The organism is Cyanobium sp. HWJ4-Hawea, from assembly GCF_024345815.1.
Taxonomy (GTDB): Bacteria; Cyanobacteriota; Cyanobacteriia; order PCC-6307; family Cyanobiaceae; genus Cyanobium_A.
On the sequence record NZ_JAGQBV010000048.1, the window covers coordinates 1 to 15,838 of the forward strand.

The 15,838-nt window shown below is 61.1% G+C and carries 14 protein-coding genes; 6 read left to right on the forward strand and 8 right to left on the reverse strand.

Features of this window, described 5'->3' with window-relative positions; all coding sequences use genetic code 11:
* Positions 1–604 precede the first annotated feature (604 nt).
* The 5 genes from KBY58_RS10405 to KBY58_RS10425 form a co-directional block, all read right to left on the reverse strand.
* Positions 605–1,405: an inositol monophosphatase family protein gene (locus KBY58_RS10405; RefSeq protein WP_255004264.1), complete on the reverse strand. Its 801-nt coding sequence runs from the start codon at positions 1,403–1,405 to the stop codon at positions 605–607.
* A complete protein-coding gene (locus KBY58_RS10410) occupies positions 1,402–2,772 on the reverse strand; it encodes a BCD family MFS transporter (RefSeq protein ID WP_255004265.1) in 1,371 nt (456 codons plus the stop codon). The genes KBY58_RS10405 and KBY58_RS10410 overlap by 4 nt, the downstream gene beginning before the upstream one ends.
* Positions 2,773–2,853: 81 nt before the next feature.
* Positions 2,854–4,341: a TolC family protein gene (locus KBY58_RS10415; protein ID WP_315858055.1), complete on the reverse strand. Its 1,488-nt coding sequence runs from the start codon at positions 4,339–4,341 to the stop codon at positions 2,854–2,856.
* A gap of 191 nt (positions 4,342–4,532) precedes the next feature.
* A complete protein-coding gene (locus KBY58_RS10420; RefSeq protein ID WP_255004267.1) occupies positions 4,533–5,927 on the reverse strand; it encodes a TIGR03279 family radical SAM protein in 1,395 nt (464 codons plus the stop codon).
* Between the two features lie 3 nt (positions 5,928–5,930).
* Positions 5,931–6,797 carry an undecaprenyl-diphosphate phosphatase gene (locus tag KBY58_RS10425; RefSeq protein ID WP_255004268.1) on the reverse strand — a complete coding sequence of 289 codons (867 nt, stop codon included), beginning with the start codon at positions 6,795–6,797 and terminating at the stop codon, positions 5,931–5,933.
* 90 nt (positions 6,798–6,887) lie between these two features.
* Here KBY58_RS10425 and KBY58_RS10430 point away from each other — a divergent pair, with 90 nt between their 5' ends.
* The 3 genes from KBY58_RS10430 to nadB all read left to right on the forward strand — a co-directional run bounded on the left by KBY58_RS10430 (position 6,888) and on the right by nadB (position 9,794).
* Complete coding sequence (locus KBY58_RS10430; protein ID WP_255004269.1) at positions 6,888–7,559, forward strand: DUF3120 domain-containing protein; 672 nt, start codon at positions 6,888–6,890, stop codon at positions 7,557–7,559.
* Between the two features lie 110 nt (positions 7,560–7,669).
* On the forward strand, positions 7,670–8,047 hold the full coding sequence (gene psbU, locus KBY58_RS10435) for a photosystem II complex extrinsic protein PsbU (protein ID WP_254934068.1): 378 nt from the start codon (positions 7,670–7,672) through the stop codon (positions 8,045–8,047).
* Between the two features lie 40 nt (positions 8,048–8,087).
* Positions 8,088–9,794, forward strand: a complete 1,707-nt coding sequence (nadB, locus tag KBY58_RS10440) for an L-aspartate oxidase (protein ID WP_255004270.1) — start codon at positions 8,088–8,090, stop codon at positions 9,792–9,794.
* 9 nt (positions 9,795–9,803) lie between these two features.
* Here nadB and KBY58_RS10445 read toward each other — a convergent pair whose 3' ends face one another.
* Positions 9,804–10,748: a vitamin K epoxide reductase family protein gene (locus tag KBY58_RS10445; protein ID WP_255004271.1), complete on the reverse strand. Its 945-nt coding sequence runs from the start codon at positions 10,746–10,748 to the stop codon at positions 9,804–9,806.
* An 82-nt stretch (positions 10,749–10,830) separates the two neighbouring features.
* On the opposite strand from KBY58_RS10445, the gene rimO reads away from it, so the two are divergent.
* On the forward strand, positions 10,831–12,201 hold the full coding sequence (gene rimO, locus KBY58_RS10450; RefSeq protein WP_255004272.1) for a 30S ribosomal protein S12 methylthiotransferase RimO: 1,371 nt from the start codon (positions 10,831–10,833) through the stop codon (positions 12,199–12,201).
* Positions 12,198–13,421 (forward strand): MFS transporter, encoded by a 1,224-nt coding sequence (locus tag KBY58_RS10455; RefSeq protein WP_255004273.1) that lies wholly within the window; start codon positions 12,198–12,200, stop codon positions 13,419–13,421. Before rimO ends, KBY58_RS10455 begins: the two co-directional genes overlap by 4 nt.
* Positions 13,422–13,450: 29 nt before the next feature.
* Here KBY58_RS10455 and KBY58_RS10460 read toward each other — a convergent pair whose 3' ends face one another.
* Positions 13,451–13,543, reverse strand: coding sequence for a cytochrome B6 (locus KBY58_RS10460; RefSeq protein ID WP_254934073.1), 93 nt, complete (start codon positions 13,541–13,543; stop codon positions 13,451–13,453).
* Between the two features lie 147 nt (positions 13,544–13,690).
* Between KBY58_RS10460 and KBY58_RS10465 the strand changes: the two genes are divergently transcribed.
* Positions 13,691–15,301, forward strand: a complete 1,611-nt coding sequence (locus KBY58_RS10465; RefSeq protein WP_255004274.1) for a B12-binding domain-containing radical SAM protein — start codon at positions 13,691–13,693, stop codon at positions 15,299–15,301.
* 49 nt (positions 15,302–15,350) lie between these two features.
* Here KBY58_RS10465 and KBY58_RS10470 read toward each other — a convergent pair whose 3' ends face one another.
* A complete protein-coding gene (locus tag KBY58_RS10470) occupies positions 15,351–15,743 on the reverse strand; it encodes a DUF4346 domain-containing protein (RefSeq protein ID WP_255004275.1) in 393 nt (130 codons plus the stop codon).
* Between the last annotated feature and the right edge of the window lie 95 nt (positions 15,744–15,838).

The window sequence follows — 15,838 nt, forward strand, 5'->3', positions numbered from 1 at the left end:
CACCTCAGCTTGATTTGCTTCTCACCCACTTAATCTTGATATAATCAAAAATTGTTTATACTGGCGTATAAACAGTAGTTGGAGCCCCTTCCTCTGACAGAAGGTTTCAAAGAGTGCATTCAGAAATCTCTTTCCTCTTGACTTTCCCGAATCTCAGATCCGGTCGCGGTCCCGTTCGCATCAGCACACCATTACCTAAAACCCCGTGAAAGGCCTCAAGCAACAACTGATGCAGGGTTCCCGCTTTTTTTCTTTTTGACGGGACCTCACACCCTCACTGCATATCTGCCAAGCACCTAAGCTCCAACACCTTTAGAACCCTTTAAAAAAAGGCTCAAGCGCAGGCTCCCTAGGTACTTGACGCAGTGAAAGCGTCAGTTCCTAAACTTTTTAGTTGTCCAGGTTCAGCCTCCTCCACTTCCCCTTTCAAGGAAGCTCTCGGTGGCCGTCGCTTCTCAGCGACTTAGAAAACCTACAGCATCGTCGGCTCGCGCCTCCTCGACTGTCTGCTCCAGCCGAAAATCCGTTTTACCGGTTTCCGACCAGTCCAAAAACATAACACCACAACCTCCCCTTAAGCAAGCAGCCGCCAACGAAGGGCGCTTCAGCTCACCAGGGCGTCTGCCCAGGGCATAAAGGTGGCCAGTGTTTCCTCGCAGGAGGCTGCCAAGACAGGGAAATCGGCCTGGCTCAGATCGGTACCTGGGGCAATTGCCACAGGGGATTTGCTCAACCAGCGCAGGGAGCACTGGAGCTCTTCAAGCACCAGCCAAGCGGCAGCCAGGTCCCAAATTTTGGGTGTGGCCTCCAGGGCCGCCACCGTCTGCCCCATGGCCACGCTGACCATATTCAGGCTGGCAACACCCAGCAGGCGAATCTTGCCTGGGAAGCGCCGGTTGGGGAGCTTTTGGAGCACCCCGATCGAACGGCTGCAAAGCGAGGCGCAACCGGCTGGATTGGTCTGCAGCGCCGGCGAAAAAAGTGGTTTGCCATTGCGCCAAGCCCCCTTTCCCCGGACCGCCACAATTCTCTGCCTCAGGGGTGGCACATCCAAAATTGCCAAAACGGGAATGCCGTCCTGGAAGCGGGCCATCGAAATCGCCCAATAGGGAATGCCCGCCGCGAAATTAGTGGTGCCATCCAGGGGGTCCACCACCCAATAGGCCGGCGAGGCAGGGACCCGCTTATCGCCCTCCTCGCTCAACACCCCCTCCTGGGGGAAGAGGTCAGCTAAGCCCTCAACCAATACGGCGTCGCTCCAGCGATCACAGGAAGTGATCAAGCTGCCATCGGCCTTGAGATCGGAGGCCATGTGACCAAAATCCAGCCGTTGTCGCTCCGCCACCCGATCCAATAACTCCCCAATTCCAGGGGGTAGGCCAGGGGGAGAGGGGTAGGGGGTCATCCGAGCTCGAGAGCCAGCACCTTGCTGAGACTCTTCCCCGTATCTTCCCTGAATTGGTGCACATTGACGCGGGATAGGGCAAAAAGGGCAGCAACCGCCACGACACATTCCACGCTCAGCACCAGGGCAAAGGGCGCGTAGGCCCCCTCACTCCAGGGGAAGATCGTTTGTAGGAAGCGGCCTACATCGAGGAGCAGCCCGCCCAAAACCTTGCCCAACGCCCTAGACAACGCCTGGGCCAAACCCCAAACCCCAACGAAGGTGCCAGCCGCCTGAGGCAAGGTCAAATCCAGCATCAACACAAGGGCACTGTTGGTGGCGATACCTGAGGCCAGGCCAAACAGCAACATCACCACCTGGAGGGCCGCCACCTGGCCCGAAAGCCCAACTGCCAGCAGCAAAATCAAGTTGGCCAGGATCAACTGACAGCCAAGACGGGCAGTTGATAATTTGCCAAGGGCCGGCACCACCCAAAGCCCAGCAACCACCAAACCCAGCAGGGTGCCAATGCCCCAAACCGCATTGAGCCCGGCGGTGGCTGCAATGGACATCCCAAAGACCTGGGCTCCGTAGCTCTCGAGGATTGGATCCTGCAAAAAGAGGGCCAGGGTGAACAACACTAAAAAGGAGAAAAAGACCAGCACCTGGCCTGATGAGGTAATCAGCGCCCAGGCCTGGGTAAGGGTGATCGAATCCTGGCGGGGTTCTTCGCCTGGGTTGGCCAAGGGGCCTGCCAGCTTTTCCCTGCCAGCCGGTTTTTCCTGGCCAATGGTTGCAACCAGGGTGAGGACCATCACGATCACGGCCACCTTGGCCATAAAGGAGCGCAAGACCGGCTCCAATGTCCTGGCATCGGTAACGCCATCAAGGCCCTTGAGGTTGATCGAAATGGCGATGGCGCCAACCACGATCCCTACGGTGAGCATGCACCAAATAATTCCGACCGCCCGCGGACGCTGCTGCTCGGTGGTGCGATCGACCACTAGGGCCAGATAGGGGGTGCTGGATAGGGATATGGCCAGGCCATAGAGGGCAAAGAGGCCGCAAAGGGCGGCGGCGGCGAAAATGGTTTGGGTCTGGTTGCCCAGCTCAAGCAACCTGGCCACGTGGAAGATCAGCGGGATCGAGAGCACCGCCAATGTGCAGAAAAAGGCTGTGCCCAGCCAGATGTAGGGCACGCGGCGGCGTCCCCAAAGCACATGGGAATCGGAGATCTGACCAAACAGGACCCTTGATGGGGCCACAAATTGCTCAAAGGCCAGGGCACCGCCCACCAAGAGACCTGGGAATTGCAATTCGCTGAGCATCACCCGGTTAAGCAAACCGGCAAAAATTACAGCGAGGCAGCCAAGGCAGGCCTGAAACAAGCCAAGCCTCAGTGTTTCAGCCAGGCCTAGGCCCCTGATTTGGACTTCTGGGAGAGCTTGGCCTTCAGGCTGGATCACGCCCTAAAAGACAGCGCCAGGGGCTGCGGCCCTACAGGCGGGGATCAGGGGGGTGGGATCCACTGGCACATCAGATACCCCAGCGGGCTTGACAGCTGAAAGAGCCTGAACGGCGCAGCCACTTACCTGGTTGAGGCCGGTGCGGCGACTGATTTCAACAAGGCGCTTGTTGTAGTCGCTGATGGAAGAGGAATAGCGAACTTCGGCCTGGGTGAGGTCGCGCTGGGTATCCACCACTTCTCTCTGGGTGGTGACTCCAGCCTGAAAACGCAGACGGGCCAGCCTGAGGGACTCCCTCGCCGAGATCACTTCCCGGGAAGTGGTGATGATGTTGCGGTTGTTTTTTTGAAGTTCGTAGAAGCTAGTTTCAACTTCTTGACGAATTTGGTCCCGGCGTTGGCTGAATTTGTAGCGACCCTCCTGGGCCTGTTGCTTGGATTGGCGAGATTGGGCAGCGGCGGCACCGCCATCAAATATGGACCAAGTAAATTTCAGCCCATAGGAATTGGTATATTCATTGCCAGAGATCGGAGAAGAACTCGAAGACTGATTTCCTTGCCCGCCATTAAACTGGCCGTAATCAGCCCCGGTAAAAATCTTTAAAATTGGCTGAACCCCTCCCAGGGCCGCATTGGCCTGGCTGTTGGAAATGGAGATATCCAAAATGGCCTGATCTAACTCTTCCCTGAAGGAATAGGCCGCCACAATGCTTTCAGACAGAGAAGCATTCCAAACCCCCAGCACCCTGGCTGGCTCTTTTGCAGTTGGTGTGACCCCAAATGGAAGGTCGAGCAGCGCTGCTAGCGAGCGCCTAGCAATGGATTGGGCTGCCAGGGAGTTGGCAAGAAGCTGTTGATCTCGAGCCAATTGGGTTTCTGCCTGGAGCACCTCAAGCTTTGTGGCTACTCCAGCTTGGAAACGGGCCCGGGCATCCCGGAGGCTTACCAAAGATGCCCGCACAGACTCTTGGCCGATTCTTACCTCATCATCGGATTGCTGGAGGTCGAAATAGGCCTGGGCTGCCTGCAGGCGGAGCTCCCTCAGGGAAACCAAGTAACCATATTTAGCCCTTTCGTATTGGTCGCGGGCTGCGGCGACTAGGGGCACCCGCTGGGGGTTAATCAAGGCATATTCCAACAATGCTCCTGCAGCAACGGCGCTCTTGGCAATATTCGTCTGGGAGGAACCACCACCGGCAAAGTCTGCACTGCTCTTGCCGTAGGTATATCCGGGCAAGGTGGCTGCCTGCACACTCAAGGTGGGGTACCAAAGGGCCAGCTGGGCCCTTAGGTTGCTTTTAGCTTGGTCTACCTGGCTGGCAATTGCCTTGAGGTTGGGGTTATTAACTTCAGCCAAATTTGTTACTTCTGCCAAACCAAGGGGGCGCAGCTCCTGGATGCGGACCATTTCCGCCTTGGTGGGCAGGGCCAGTAGCTCCGGCGAACCGAGATCCCTAATGGCTGGGGCAAGCTGGGTGGCCGCAGGCTTCACCTGCTTAGGGTTGACCCGCGGCCTTGAACCCTTAACAGCTGGTGCCAAAGGAACAGTTGAGGTAACCGACGCAGAAGAAATCTGGGCCTCAACGGGGTAGGCGGCTAGGGGCAGGCCCGCCATGCCGATGAGCGCTGCTCTTAAAAATGGGCGCCGCACACCAAAAATCCGCCTGATTGTGCTGACCTTAATCACTCAATGGCTGCTGGCACGAGACAGCAGGACACCAGATCCGCTGCTCCATGCAGCAGTTGCACTTTTACGGGCAAATGATCCTCCAGCTCAAGGAGGGTCAGATCATCCAAAAAGACTGGCTCGCCCTGGCGCAGCATCACGGCTGGGAGCAGCAGGGTGTCGCCCAGATCCTTTCCCTTAAGACCCGCAAGCAGATCGGATCCCGTCAACAGACCTGTGACCACCTGGTCTTGGCCCCAGTAGGGGCTTGGTAGGCCATGGAGCACTAGCTCCAGGCCAGCAACGGCATTGAGTCGATCAACCACCGGCTGCAGGGCTTCAGCCACCAACTGCCCCACCACCCAGCTCAGGCGCCGGGGCTTGGCTACGGCCCTGGGCAGATCTCGGGTGGCCAGATCGAGCTCCTCCAAAAAGGCACGAATGCTGCCCACGCCATTTTCCTGCTGGGGCAGATCTTCGTAGCTATCGCGCGGCGGCAAGGGCAGGCCCGCCATCAAATACCACTCATCGGAAAGCCAGGCAAATCGGCTACCCAAGCTGCTTTGAAAAAGCTGCTGCAGGGGTTCCACCAGGGCCACCACCTGCTGGGCTGCAGGCCTATCTACCGGCGTAAGGGCATCACCGGGCGGCCGAAATCGGGTCAGGCCCACGGGCACCACCGCCGCGGAAAGCACCGCCGGCCATTCGCCCGCACCAAATTCAGCCAGATCCCGCAGGGTGGATTCCAAGGCCGCACCGTCGTTTAGCCCAGGGCAGACCACCACCTGGGCATGGATCTGCAATTGGCGCTGGGCAAACCAGGCCAATTGCTCCAGCAGTAGGCCGGCACGGGGATTAACCAGCAGCCGACTGCGCAGCGCCGGCTCCGTGGCATGGACAGACACGAACAGGGGCGAAAGTCGCTGCTCCTCAATGCGCTGCCAATCCGCCGGCCCCAGGTTGGTGAGGGTGAGATACGAGCCGTATAGAAAGCTGAGTCGGTAGTCGTCGTCCTTGAGGTAGAGGCTGCGGCGTTTGCCGGGGGGCTGCTGGTCGATGAAGCAGAAGGGGCAGTGGTTGTTGCACTGCTTAAGGCCATCGAAGAGGGCTTCGGTAAAGCCGAGGCCAAGCCCCTCATCGAGATCCTTCTCCAGCTCCACCAAGTGACAGGTGCCATCGGGATCCTGCACCTCCAGGGTGAGCTCCTCCTCCCCCAACAAAAACTGCAGATCAATCAGGTCGCGGGGGCGCTTGCCATTGATGCTCACCAGCCGGTCGCCGATCTGAAAGCCCAGCTCCTCCCCAATCGAGCCCGGCTCAACGCTTGCCACCACTGCCGGCTCGGGCAGCCTGGCCCCAGAGGCAGCCTGCTCGGCCGCCAGGGCAATCCCTGCTGAGGGTTCATTCCACACGGCTTAGGCGAGCGGGTGGCGGGAGAGCCAAACCAGCAGTGAGGCCCCAAAAACGAGGCGATAGCCCACAAACCACCAGGTGCTGTGGTTCTGCAAAAAGCGGAGCAACCAGGCAATCGCCAACCAGGACACCACCAGGGCAGAAGCAATGCCCACCAGCAGGGGCACCACCCCAGCGGTGGCAGGGCCATGCATGGCGTCCTTGAGCTCCACCAAGCCGGCCAAGGTGATCGCAGGGATGCCCAATAGAAAGGAAAAGCGGGCCGCATCCGAGCGGCGCCAACCATCAAACAGGGAGGCCGTGAGGGTGCTGCCGGAGCGCGATACCCCAGGGATTACGGCCAGGCATTGGGCCAGGCCCACGAGCACCCCATCGATCGGTCGCACCTGGTCAAGCACCCGCCGCCGCCTGCCCACCTGTTCGGCCAGGGCCAGCAGCAGCGACATCACGATCGAAACCACCGCAATCGAATGGAGACTGCGCAGGGGGGAGTTGTCGTAGTCGGGCACGAATTTCTTAATTCCCAGGCCCACCACCACAATCGGCAGCGTGCCCAGAAGGATTGCCAGGCCCAGCCGGGCTGGGGGCTCCAGCCAGCTGCCTTGGCGCAGGGCCCTGGCCATGCCCCGCCCCACCTCAGCCAGGTCTTGGCGGAAGAAAGTGAGAACCGCCACGATGCTGCCCAACTGAATCGCAGCGGTGACGGCAACGCCGGGATCACCCCAACCCAAAAGCACGGGCACCACCTTCAGGTGGGCCGAACTACTAATGGGCAAAAACTCCGTAAGGCCTTGCACTACCCCGAGCACGAAGTAGCGCCAACAGGCTTCCAAATCGATCCCGACCACTGCCAGCAAAGCCCTAACCAAGCCGAGAGATTGAATCCAACCCTATGGCCGCGAGGATCCACTTAGCCCCGACCAACCCCTTAAGGTTGCACAACTTTCTTTACATCCTTGGTGATCGGGGCTCCCCGCAGCACGAGCTGGGCCCTGGAGGCCGCCAGTGGAGTGCTGGTCACCCTGCCGGTGTTTTTACAGGCGCCCTGGGTACGAATCGCCCCGTTTAGCGCCACCCTTTTCACCGTGCCCCTGGTGGCCATTGGTCTGGCGCTTGCCCATCACCCCAACCCCCGGATGCGGGACTGGGGCTACCTACTGGTGGGCTTCTGCGGCAGCTGGCTCGGGGGGTGTTTGTTTTGGGGCTGGTGCCGGCTCCATCCGATTTGGCACCTACCGCTGGAAGCCTTCGTCTTGCCCCTGGCCCTGGCTGGCTTGGGGGGGCGCTGGCGCCTGGCCTGCGGTTTTTACCTCGGCTCCCTGATTGGCACCGCCGCCACCGATGGGGCGATTGCCCTTACTGGAGTGATGCCCCTTTGGCCCCAGGTGCTGGGGGCCAGCCCAAGCGAGGCCGCCAGCTTTTTACAAGCCGCCGCCCTGCAGCTCCTCCAACCAACTGGCCTGCTGGTGGTTGGGGCCTTCGCCCTTGGCCTCAGCCAGCTATGCCGTTGGCTCGGCGGCCTGGGGGAGGTGGGGCGCATAACGGCTGCAGCCCTGGCCACCACATTGGCGGTGGATGGTTTGTTTTGGCTGGTAGCCCTGGCAGCCCCGAAGCTGAGCGGCCTGATCTGAAGATCTGCAAAAGGATCGTCAGGTTCGGCGGAGATAGCTGCCGGCATCTGTAACGTTGACAAACAGGTGGCAAATCCACCTCCCTTCTCTGGATTCCACGGAGTTTCTCGATGAAACGGCTGGCAGCCTGGTTGATGAGTGGTGTCGTTCTTTTCGGCCTACTGGCGCTCCTATGGCTGCCTGCCCCGGTGCTGGCTGCAGGGCCCCGCAATATCGCCGACGACAAAATTGCTGAGCGCGCCGGCAAGGTCGACCTCAACAACTGCTCAGTGCGGCGCTTCCAGGACTACCCCGGCATGTTCCCGACCCTGGCGGGCAAGATTGTCTTGGGCGGCCCCTACAGCAGCGTCGATGACGTCTTGAAGCTCGACCTGAGCGAGCGCCAAAAGGAGCTGTTTAACAAGTACAAGGACAACTTCACCGTGACCGAGGCCTCGATTGCCCTCAACGAGGGCGACGACCGGATCAACGACGGCCAGTACCGCTGAGTTGAAAGCCGTCGGCCCTGGCCGGAGCCCAGCAAGCCCGATGGCAGGCAATTGGGACGTGGTGGTGGTGGGCAGTGGCGCCGCCGGCCTAATGGCCTGCCTGGAATTACCGCCTCAATTGCGGGTGCTGCTGCTCAGCAAGGATTCCGCGCCCCGTTCCGCCAGCCGCTGGGCCCAGGGCGGCATTGCTTCGGTGACGCGGCCAGAGGACAGTTTTACCAGCCACATCGAAGACACCTTGAGGGCTGGGGCCGGGCTGTGTGATCAACCGGCGGTGGAGTTGCTGGTGCACCAGGCCCCGGGCTGTGTGAGGCGGCTCCTGGAAATTGGCATGGCCTTCGACCGGGATGGCCCGGCCCTGAGCACCACCCTGGAGGCCGCCCACAGCCACCGGCGGGTGCTCCATGCCCAAGACCGCACCGGGGGCGCCCTGGTGGAAGCCCTAGAGCGGGAGGTGCAAGGGCGCGATGGGCTCGAGCAACGCCGGGGTGTTGCGGCCTTGGGCCTGTGGATGGAGCAGGGCCGCTGCGTGGGCCTGCAGGTGATGGAGGCAGGGCAGATCCACTGGCTAAGGGCTGGCGCCGTGGTACTCGCCACGGGGGGGGGAGGCCACCTTTTTGTGCACACCACCAATCCGGCCATGGCCTGCGGTGATGGGGTCGTGATGGCCTGGCAAGCCGGAGCAGAGCTCAGGGACATGGAATTTGTGCAGTTCCATCCCACCGCCCTGATGCTGCCGGGGGCACCGCGTTTCCTGATTTCCGAAGCGGTCCGGGGTGAGGGGGCCCACCTGCTCGATGGCCAGGGCTGCAGCCCGGTAGCAGATTTACCCGGTGGCGACCTTGCCCCCCGCGACCAGGTGAGCAGGGCCCTGGCCCGAACCATGCGGGAACAGGGTGTCGACCACCTTTGGCTCGACCTGCGGCCCGTGGGCAAGCAGCGCCTCGAACAACAATTCCCCACGATCCTGGGGCGCTGCCGAGAACTTGGCCTGGAGCCCACCGAAGGGCCGATTCCCGTGGCTCCGGCGGCCCACTACTGGATGGGGGGCATCTTCACCGATCACGAGGCAGCCACCAGCGTGCCCGGGCTCTATGCCGTGGGGGAAGTGGCCTGTACCGGCATCCATGGGGCCAATCGGCTGGCCAGTAATTCGCTGATGGAATGCCTGGTGTTTGCGCGTCAACTACGACTGCTCAAGCTCGAACCTCAAGCGCCGATCACGGCAGACCAGCTCGGGCTGGATTACAGGCAAGACAGGGAGCTGGCGCTGGATTTACCCCCGATCGAAGTGCTCGAGCAGGCCATTGGCGAGCTGCGCGAACTGTGTTGGTGGGCCGCCGGAGTGGAGCGCTGCCGCCGGGATCTGGCCCCATCTCTTGGCCGCATCAGACAGCAGCGGAGGGCCCTGGAGCAAGACCCCAACTGGCAACGGTTTTCCAGCCTTAACGCCGGCGGCGAAGTTGGCCTGAAATCCGGATCAGCCATTGGGCCGGTGCTGGGGCCAGAACTGGAGCCGGAACTGGGCAAACGCTTTCTGACCTGGCATGAATTGCATCAGCGGCTCGTGCTTGCCGAGCTGGTGATGGAGGCGGCGTTGTTTCGGGAAGAAAGCCGGGGCGGCCATTTCCGCACCGATGCCCCCGCCAGCCAGCCGTTCTGGCGGCGCCACAGCATCCAGAAGAGGGGCCCCGCAGGCGGGGGGGAGCACCACATAGGCACTACCCCCGTAGATCAGCCCGCCTAGGGGGCCCGCCTAGAGGGGACCCGCAGACTTAAAGCCACTCAAGTCAGCCAACTTGGCTAGGGGCTTCACACCTGAATCGAGCTTGCCGTTGATTTCCCAGCTGGGGAAACCGTCAATCTTCTTGGCCTCACACAGAGCCTTCTGGCTGTTCTGGCCATCGGCCGCACACTCAATCACCTTGAGCTTGGCAGTTGCTTCCCGGCCAAAAAGCTCCTTTTGCTCATGGCAGTGGGGGCACCAGTAGGCCGAATACATCACCGCTCCAGTGGCACTGAGGTGTTCGGCTAGGGCCACAGCCTGGGGTGTGCTCACCGTGGTCACCGCTGGCGCAATGCCCTTGCCGGTAACCACCGCGGGGCGATCGGCAGACGCCGCCCAGCCCAAGCCCAGTAGGGCCACCACCAGGGCCACCAACACCCCCCGAAATAGCAATTTGCCCCGGTCTTGCCAATCGCCGCCCACCAGGGAAAGCACGAATAGGGCCAGGCTCAAGAGGGCCGACAGGATGCAGAAAGGGCAGCAATCACGGATGCCAAACAGCATCACGCCAACGAGCACGCTGCTGAATACGGCCATGCCAGTGCTCACCAGAAACAACCCCCACCAGCTGCGGGTGGCCAGATCGGCCCGGAGATCGCCGGGGGCCACCAGGGGGGCTACCGCCATCACCAAGACGGCGGCGTAGGCCAAAAAGCCAAATAGCGACAGGGGCTGGCCGGCAATGCTGCCCCAGGCACTGGCAAGCACCTTTTCGCAACCGTTGCAGCCAAAGAAGGCCTCCTTCGAACAGCTAATGGCCCCCAGCAGCCCCCATTTTTTGAGGGTTATGGAACCCGTGTCGAGCGCGCCAATGGTGGCTAAAACCGCAATTGCCACCCGAATCCAGCGGCTGCCTTCCGGGTCGCTGCGGCGCCGGTTTTCATTGAGGCGCTGGCTCAGTCGGGTCGAGGTCACAGGAGGCTTCCGCGAAGTGGGGCAGGCATGGCCTTGATTCTCGCAGTCGCACCCATAGGGTGGAGCTACGGCCCCAAGGTTTATGACCAAACCCACCGTTGCCTTTGCCCACCTGGGCTGCGAGAAAAATCGGGTGGATACCGAGCACATGCTGGGGCTTTTGGCCCAGGCCGGCTACGGGGTGACTGCCGATGAGGGCGAAGCCAGCGTGGTGGTGGTCAACACCTGCAGCTTTATCCAAGACGCCCGGGAGGAATCGGTGCGCACCCTGGTCGACCTGGCAGAACAGGGCAAGGAACTGATCATTGCCGGCTGCCTGGCCCAACACTTCCAGGAGGAACTGCTCGAATCCCTGCCAGAGGCGAAGGCGATAGTTGGCACCGGCGATTACCAGCACATCGTGAGTGTGTTGGAGCGGGTTGAGGCCGGAGAGCGGGTCAACCAGGTGAGCGCCAATCCCACCTTTGTGGGCGATGAAAACCTGCCCCGCTATCGCACCACCTCTGAGGCGCTGGCCTATCTGAAGGTGGCTGAGGGCTGCGACTACCGCTGCGCCTTCTGCATCATTCCCAAACTGCGGGGCGACCAGCGCTCCCGGCCAATTGAATCGATCGTGGCCGAGGCCAAAACCCTGGCCTCCCAGGGGGTGAAGGAGCTGGTGCTGATCAGCCAGATCACCACCAATTACGGCCTGGATCTCTACGGCAAACCCCAGCTGGCCGAGTTGTTGCGGGCCCTGGGTGAGGTGGAAATCCCCTGGATCCGGGTGCACTACGCCTACCCCACCGGCCTGACAACGGAAGTGCTGGCGGCCTATCGGGAAGTGGTGAATGTGCTGCCCTATTTAGATCTGCCCCTGCAACACAGCCATCCCGAGGTGCTGAGGGCCATGAATCGGCCATGGCAGGCCGATGTGACCGCCGGGCTGCTGGAGCGGATCCGGCAGCAACTCCCGGAGGCCGTGCTGCGCACCACCTTCATCGTGGGCTTCCCAGGTGAAACCGAGGAGCACTTCCAACACCTGCTGGATTTTGTGGCAGAGCAGCGCTTCGACCATGTGGGGGTCTTCACCTTCTCTCCAGAGGAAGGCACCCCGGCCGCCGAACTGCCCAACCAGGTGCCCGCCGAGGTGGCAGCTGAGCGCAAGGATCAGCTGATGGCCCTCCAACAGCCGATCGCCGCCGAGCGCAATGCCAGCTGGGTGGGCCGCATCGTGGATGTGCTGATCGAGCAGGAAAACCCCAGCAGCGGCGAAATGTTGGGGCGCTGCGCCCGCTTTGCGCCGGAGGTGGATGGGGAGGTGCGGGTAATGCCAGGGGAAGGGGGCCTCTGCGCAGCACCCGGCACCCTGGTTCCCGTGCGGATCACCGCCGCCGACACCTACGACCTGGTAGGTGAGGTGGTGGGAGCAAAAGCGATGGTGGGCGCTGCCCTGGCCAGCCGGGCCAATTGAACGCCCGCCAAGGCCTGCAACTGCTGCGCCAGCACCAGCGCACCACCTTCCTGGTGGCATCTGGCCTCAGTACTGCTGGGTCGTTTGCCGGGCTAACCGCCAAGGGCTGGTTGCTATTGCAGGGCAGCCATAACCCGCTGCTACTGGCACTCCACTTCGCCATGCTCACCCTGCCCACCCTGGTGGTGAGCGGCCCCGCCGGGGTGCTCACCGACCAATGGGGCAGTGAAAAGGTATTGATTCGGGCCCAATGGGGACTATTTGCCGCCGCGGTGCTTGGCGCCATTGCGATTCCCCTCAGCCAGGGAGGCCTGCAGGCCCTATTGCTGCTGGCCAGCACCCTGGGGGTGGGAACCGCCAGCGCCTATGAACTGACGGCCCGAAACAAATACTGCGCCCTGCTGGTCGACCATCCCGATGGGCTGGGCTCGTACCTCACCAGCTTTTCTGTGGTCTTCAACGTGGCCAAGCTGGTGGGGCCACCCATCGGCGGCCTGCTGCTGGCAGGCACTGGACCCTTTGCGGCCCTAGCCCTCGATGCGGCCAGCTATCTGGTGCCGATTGCCACCTTGATCTGGTTAATGGCGCCCAATGGGGACGCCGAACAGCGCAGCCAGAGGGGCCAGCAGGCGAGCCTGGCCACGGCCTGGCGCGATTGCGGAGCCGACCTGCGCCGGGTGCTGATTTTCTGCGCCCTGGCCTGCCTATTCGGCTTCTTCCATCCAGGACTAGCCCCGCTGATGGCCGACCAACTATTGGGCCCTAGCCCCCAGGCTCTTGGCCTATTTACCAGCGTGATCGCCGCCGGCAGCATCACCGGTGGCCTTTGGCTACAGCGAAGGGCGGAACACCTCAGCCGCAGGCCCGCCCTCTTACTGGGGGGCAGCACCTTGGTGAGTGGCCTGGCCCAAATCGGCCTAGGGATTAGCCCCCATGCCGGCTGGGGCCTGGCCATGGCCTTTTTGATTGGGGCTGGCACCGCCTGCCTGCTCTCCGGCACCAACCTGATCCTCCAGGTGCGCTCGCCCCAGGTGCTGAGGGGAAGGATGGCCGGTTTGGGGCAAATTGCCTTCCTGGGTGGCGGTGGCCTAAGTGGCATCCTGGCCGCTGGCCTCAGCCTCAAAACAGGGATTTGGCCCACCTTCGTGGTGCTGGGCTGCCTGGGCAGCGCCCTGGCGATTTGGGAACTGGCCAGCCAGCACCGGAAACGCCTGGCCTGATAACGCTCCAGCAATGGCTGGGATCAGGCTCAGATCAACTTGATGCCGCGCAACACAAGGGAAGCCAGAACTGCTGCGGTAAGGCCACCACCAACCAAACCCAGGTAGATCGCAACGCCCATGGCCAACCCATCAGAAACTTGAGGCCATTACAGCAGAAACCTCAGCCCCCTAGTCGGGAGTGCCACAAACCTCCTAGGGTTTGTTTTGGACTAAGCCTTTCCAGGGGCCGCGCAAGCGATCTGGCTCGACCGCTCGAAAAAGGAAAGATGCGCACCCTATTTATCTACCCCGAGTTCCCGAAGACTTTCTGGAGCTACGAAAAAATCCTCGACCTCATCAACCGCAAGGTGCTGTTGCCGCCCCTGGGGCTGGTGACGGTAGCGGCCCTGATGCCCCAAAGCTGGGAGATGAAGCTGGTCGACCGCAACGTACGGGAAGTGCTCGAAGAAGAGTGGGCCTGGGCTGAATTGGTGGTTATCTCCGGAATGATCGTGCAAAAGGCCGACATGGCCGTGCAGATCGCCAAGGCAAAAGAAAAGGGCATCCCCGTGGCCGTAGGTGGGCCCTTTGCCAGCTCCACCCCGGATGCGCCGGAATTGGACCTGGTGGATTTCAAGGTTCTCGATGAGGGCGAAATCACCCTGCCGCTGTTTATTGAAGCCCTGGAGAGTGGCGCCCAGCAGGGACGCTTCAGCTCCGAAGGGGTTAAGCCGGATGTGACCGGCACACCGGTGCCCCGTTTTGATCTGTTGGAGTTGGGGGCCTACTCGGAGATGTCGGTGCAGTTCTCCCGGGGCTGCCCTTTCCAGTGCGAGTTTTGCGACATAATCGTGCTCTACGGTCGCAAACCCCGCACCAAGAATCCGGAGCAATTAGTTGCTGAACTTCAGGCTCTCTATGACCTGGGCTGGCGCCGCTCCGTGTTTCTGGTGGATGACAACTTCATTGGCAACAAGCGCAACGTAAAACTGCTTTTGCCCCTACTTAAGCAATGGCAAATCGATCGCGGTTACCCCTTCAGCTTTGCCACCGAAGCATCTGTTGATTTGGCCAGCGACGACGACCTAATGCAGATGATGGTGGAATCGGGCTTTGAGAGCGTATTTCTCGGCATCGAAACCCCAGACGAAGCAAGTTTGGCCACTGCCGGAAAACTGCAAAACACCCGCAGCTCCCTAGACGAATCCGTCAACAAGATCACCTCCTACGGCCTGCGGGTGATGGCCGGCTTCATCATCGGCTTCGATGGCGAAAAACAGGGTGCTGGCCAGCGCATTGTCGATTTTGTGACCCGCACCGGCATTCCCCACGCGATGATGGGCATGCTTCAAGCCCTTCCAAACACTGCCCTTTGGCACCGATTGGAGAAGGAAGAGCGCCTTATCCAAGAGACAGGGGCAGCCAAAGGGGTCAACCAAACCAACCTGCTTAATTTCATACCAACCCGGCCGATTCAAGAGATCGCCAACGAATATGTGGATGCCTTTGCCGCCCTCTACGAACCAAATGCCTACATCGATAGGGTGTATAGCTACTTCCTAAAGCTGCCACCCCAGAAACATAAGCAATTCCTAATCCCTGAAAATCGCCATCCCGCCAAGTCCATTGATCCGGTCGATTTGCGGGCTTTGGCAACAGTTGTTTGGCGCCAAGGCTTTAAGCGCGACACCCGCTTTCGTTTTTGGCGGGCCCTGGGGGGCATGGCCATCCACAACCCCAAGCGCTTTAGGGGATTCATCTCAATCCTTGCCCACAACGAACACTTCCACGAATATCGGGCCATCGTGCGCCGTGAGATTCAAGCCCAACTGGCGGGACTCCCCCCCGAGCCGCCAGCAAAGCCAGCCACGGCGGAGCGTCAGCTACAGCCGGCCTGAGCCAATTTGGTTAGTAATTTATTAGGCCAATATTAGTAGGCCAATATATTTAGTCTTGGACATATTCGAGGCCGTGATCTAGGCAATATTCGGCTTTTTGCAATTCCCTGCCCAAATAGAGGGCATGGTCTAGGCGCGAGAGGGGCAGGGGGCCACTGCCTTCGCTGAGGGCCATGCCCAGCTCCTTAGCGGTGCGGCCCCGGTATGTGGCTAGGGCCTGGCGGGGTCCTGCCCCCTTGCAGGCGATCACCTCGCCGGTTTCGGGGTCGGTGGCGAGGCCCTGGCTATCAATTGCATTGGCGTAGTGCTCAGCCACCAGCCCATGGGCCAGCTGGTCCAGCTTGATCAGGAAATAGCCCTCTGGATCCAGGGCGATAAAGCGCTGGGAGAGCTTGGCGTCGAGCTCTTGGCGGGCTTGGCGGCTGGAGGGGGCTTCAGGCATGGGGTGGATCGTAGGAAGCGGTGAAGGGCAGTTCCCCGTTTACAGCTTCGATTTCCAGGCCCATTTCGATGTTGGCTCCCGGCAGCCAGCGACGC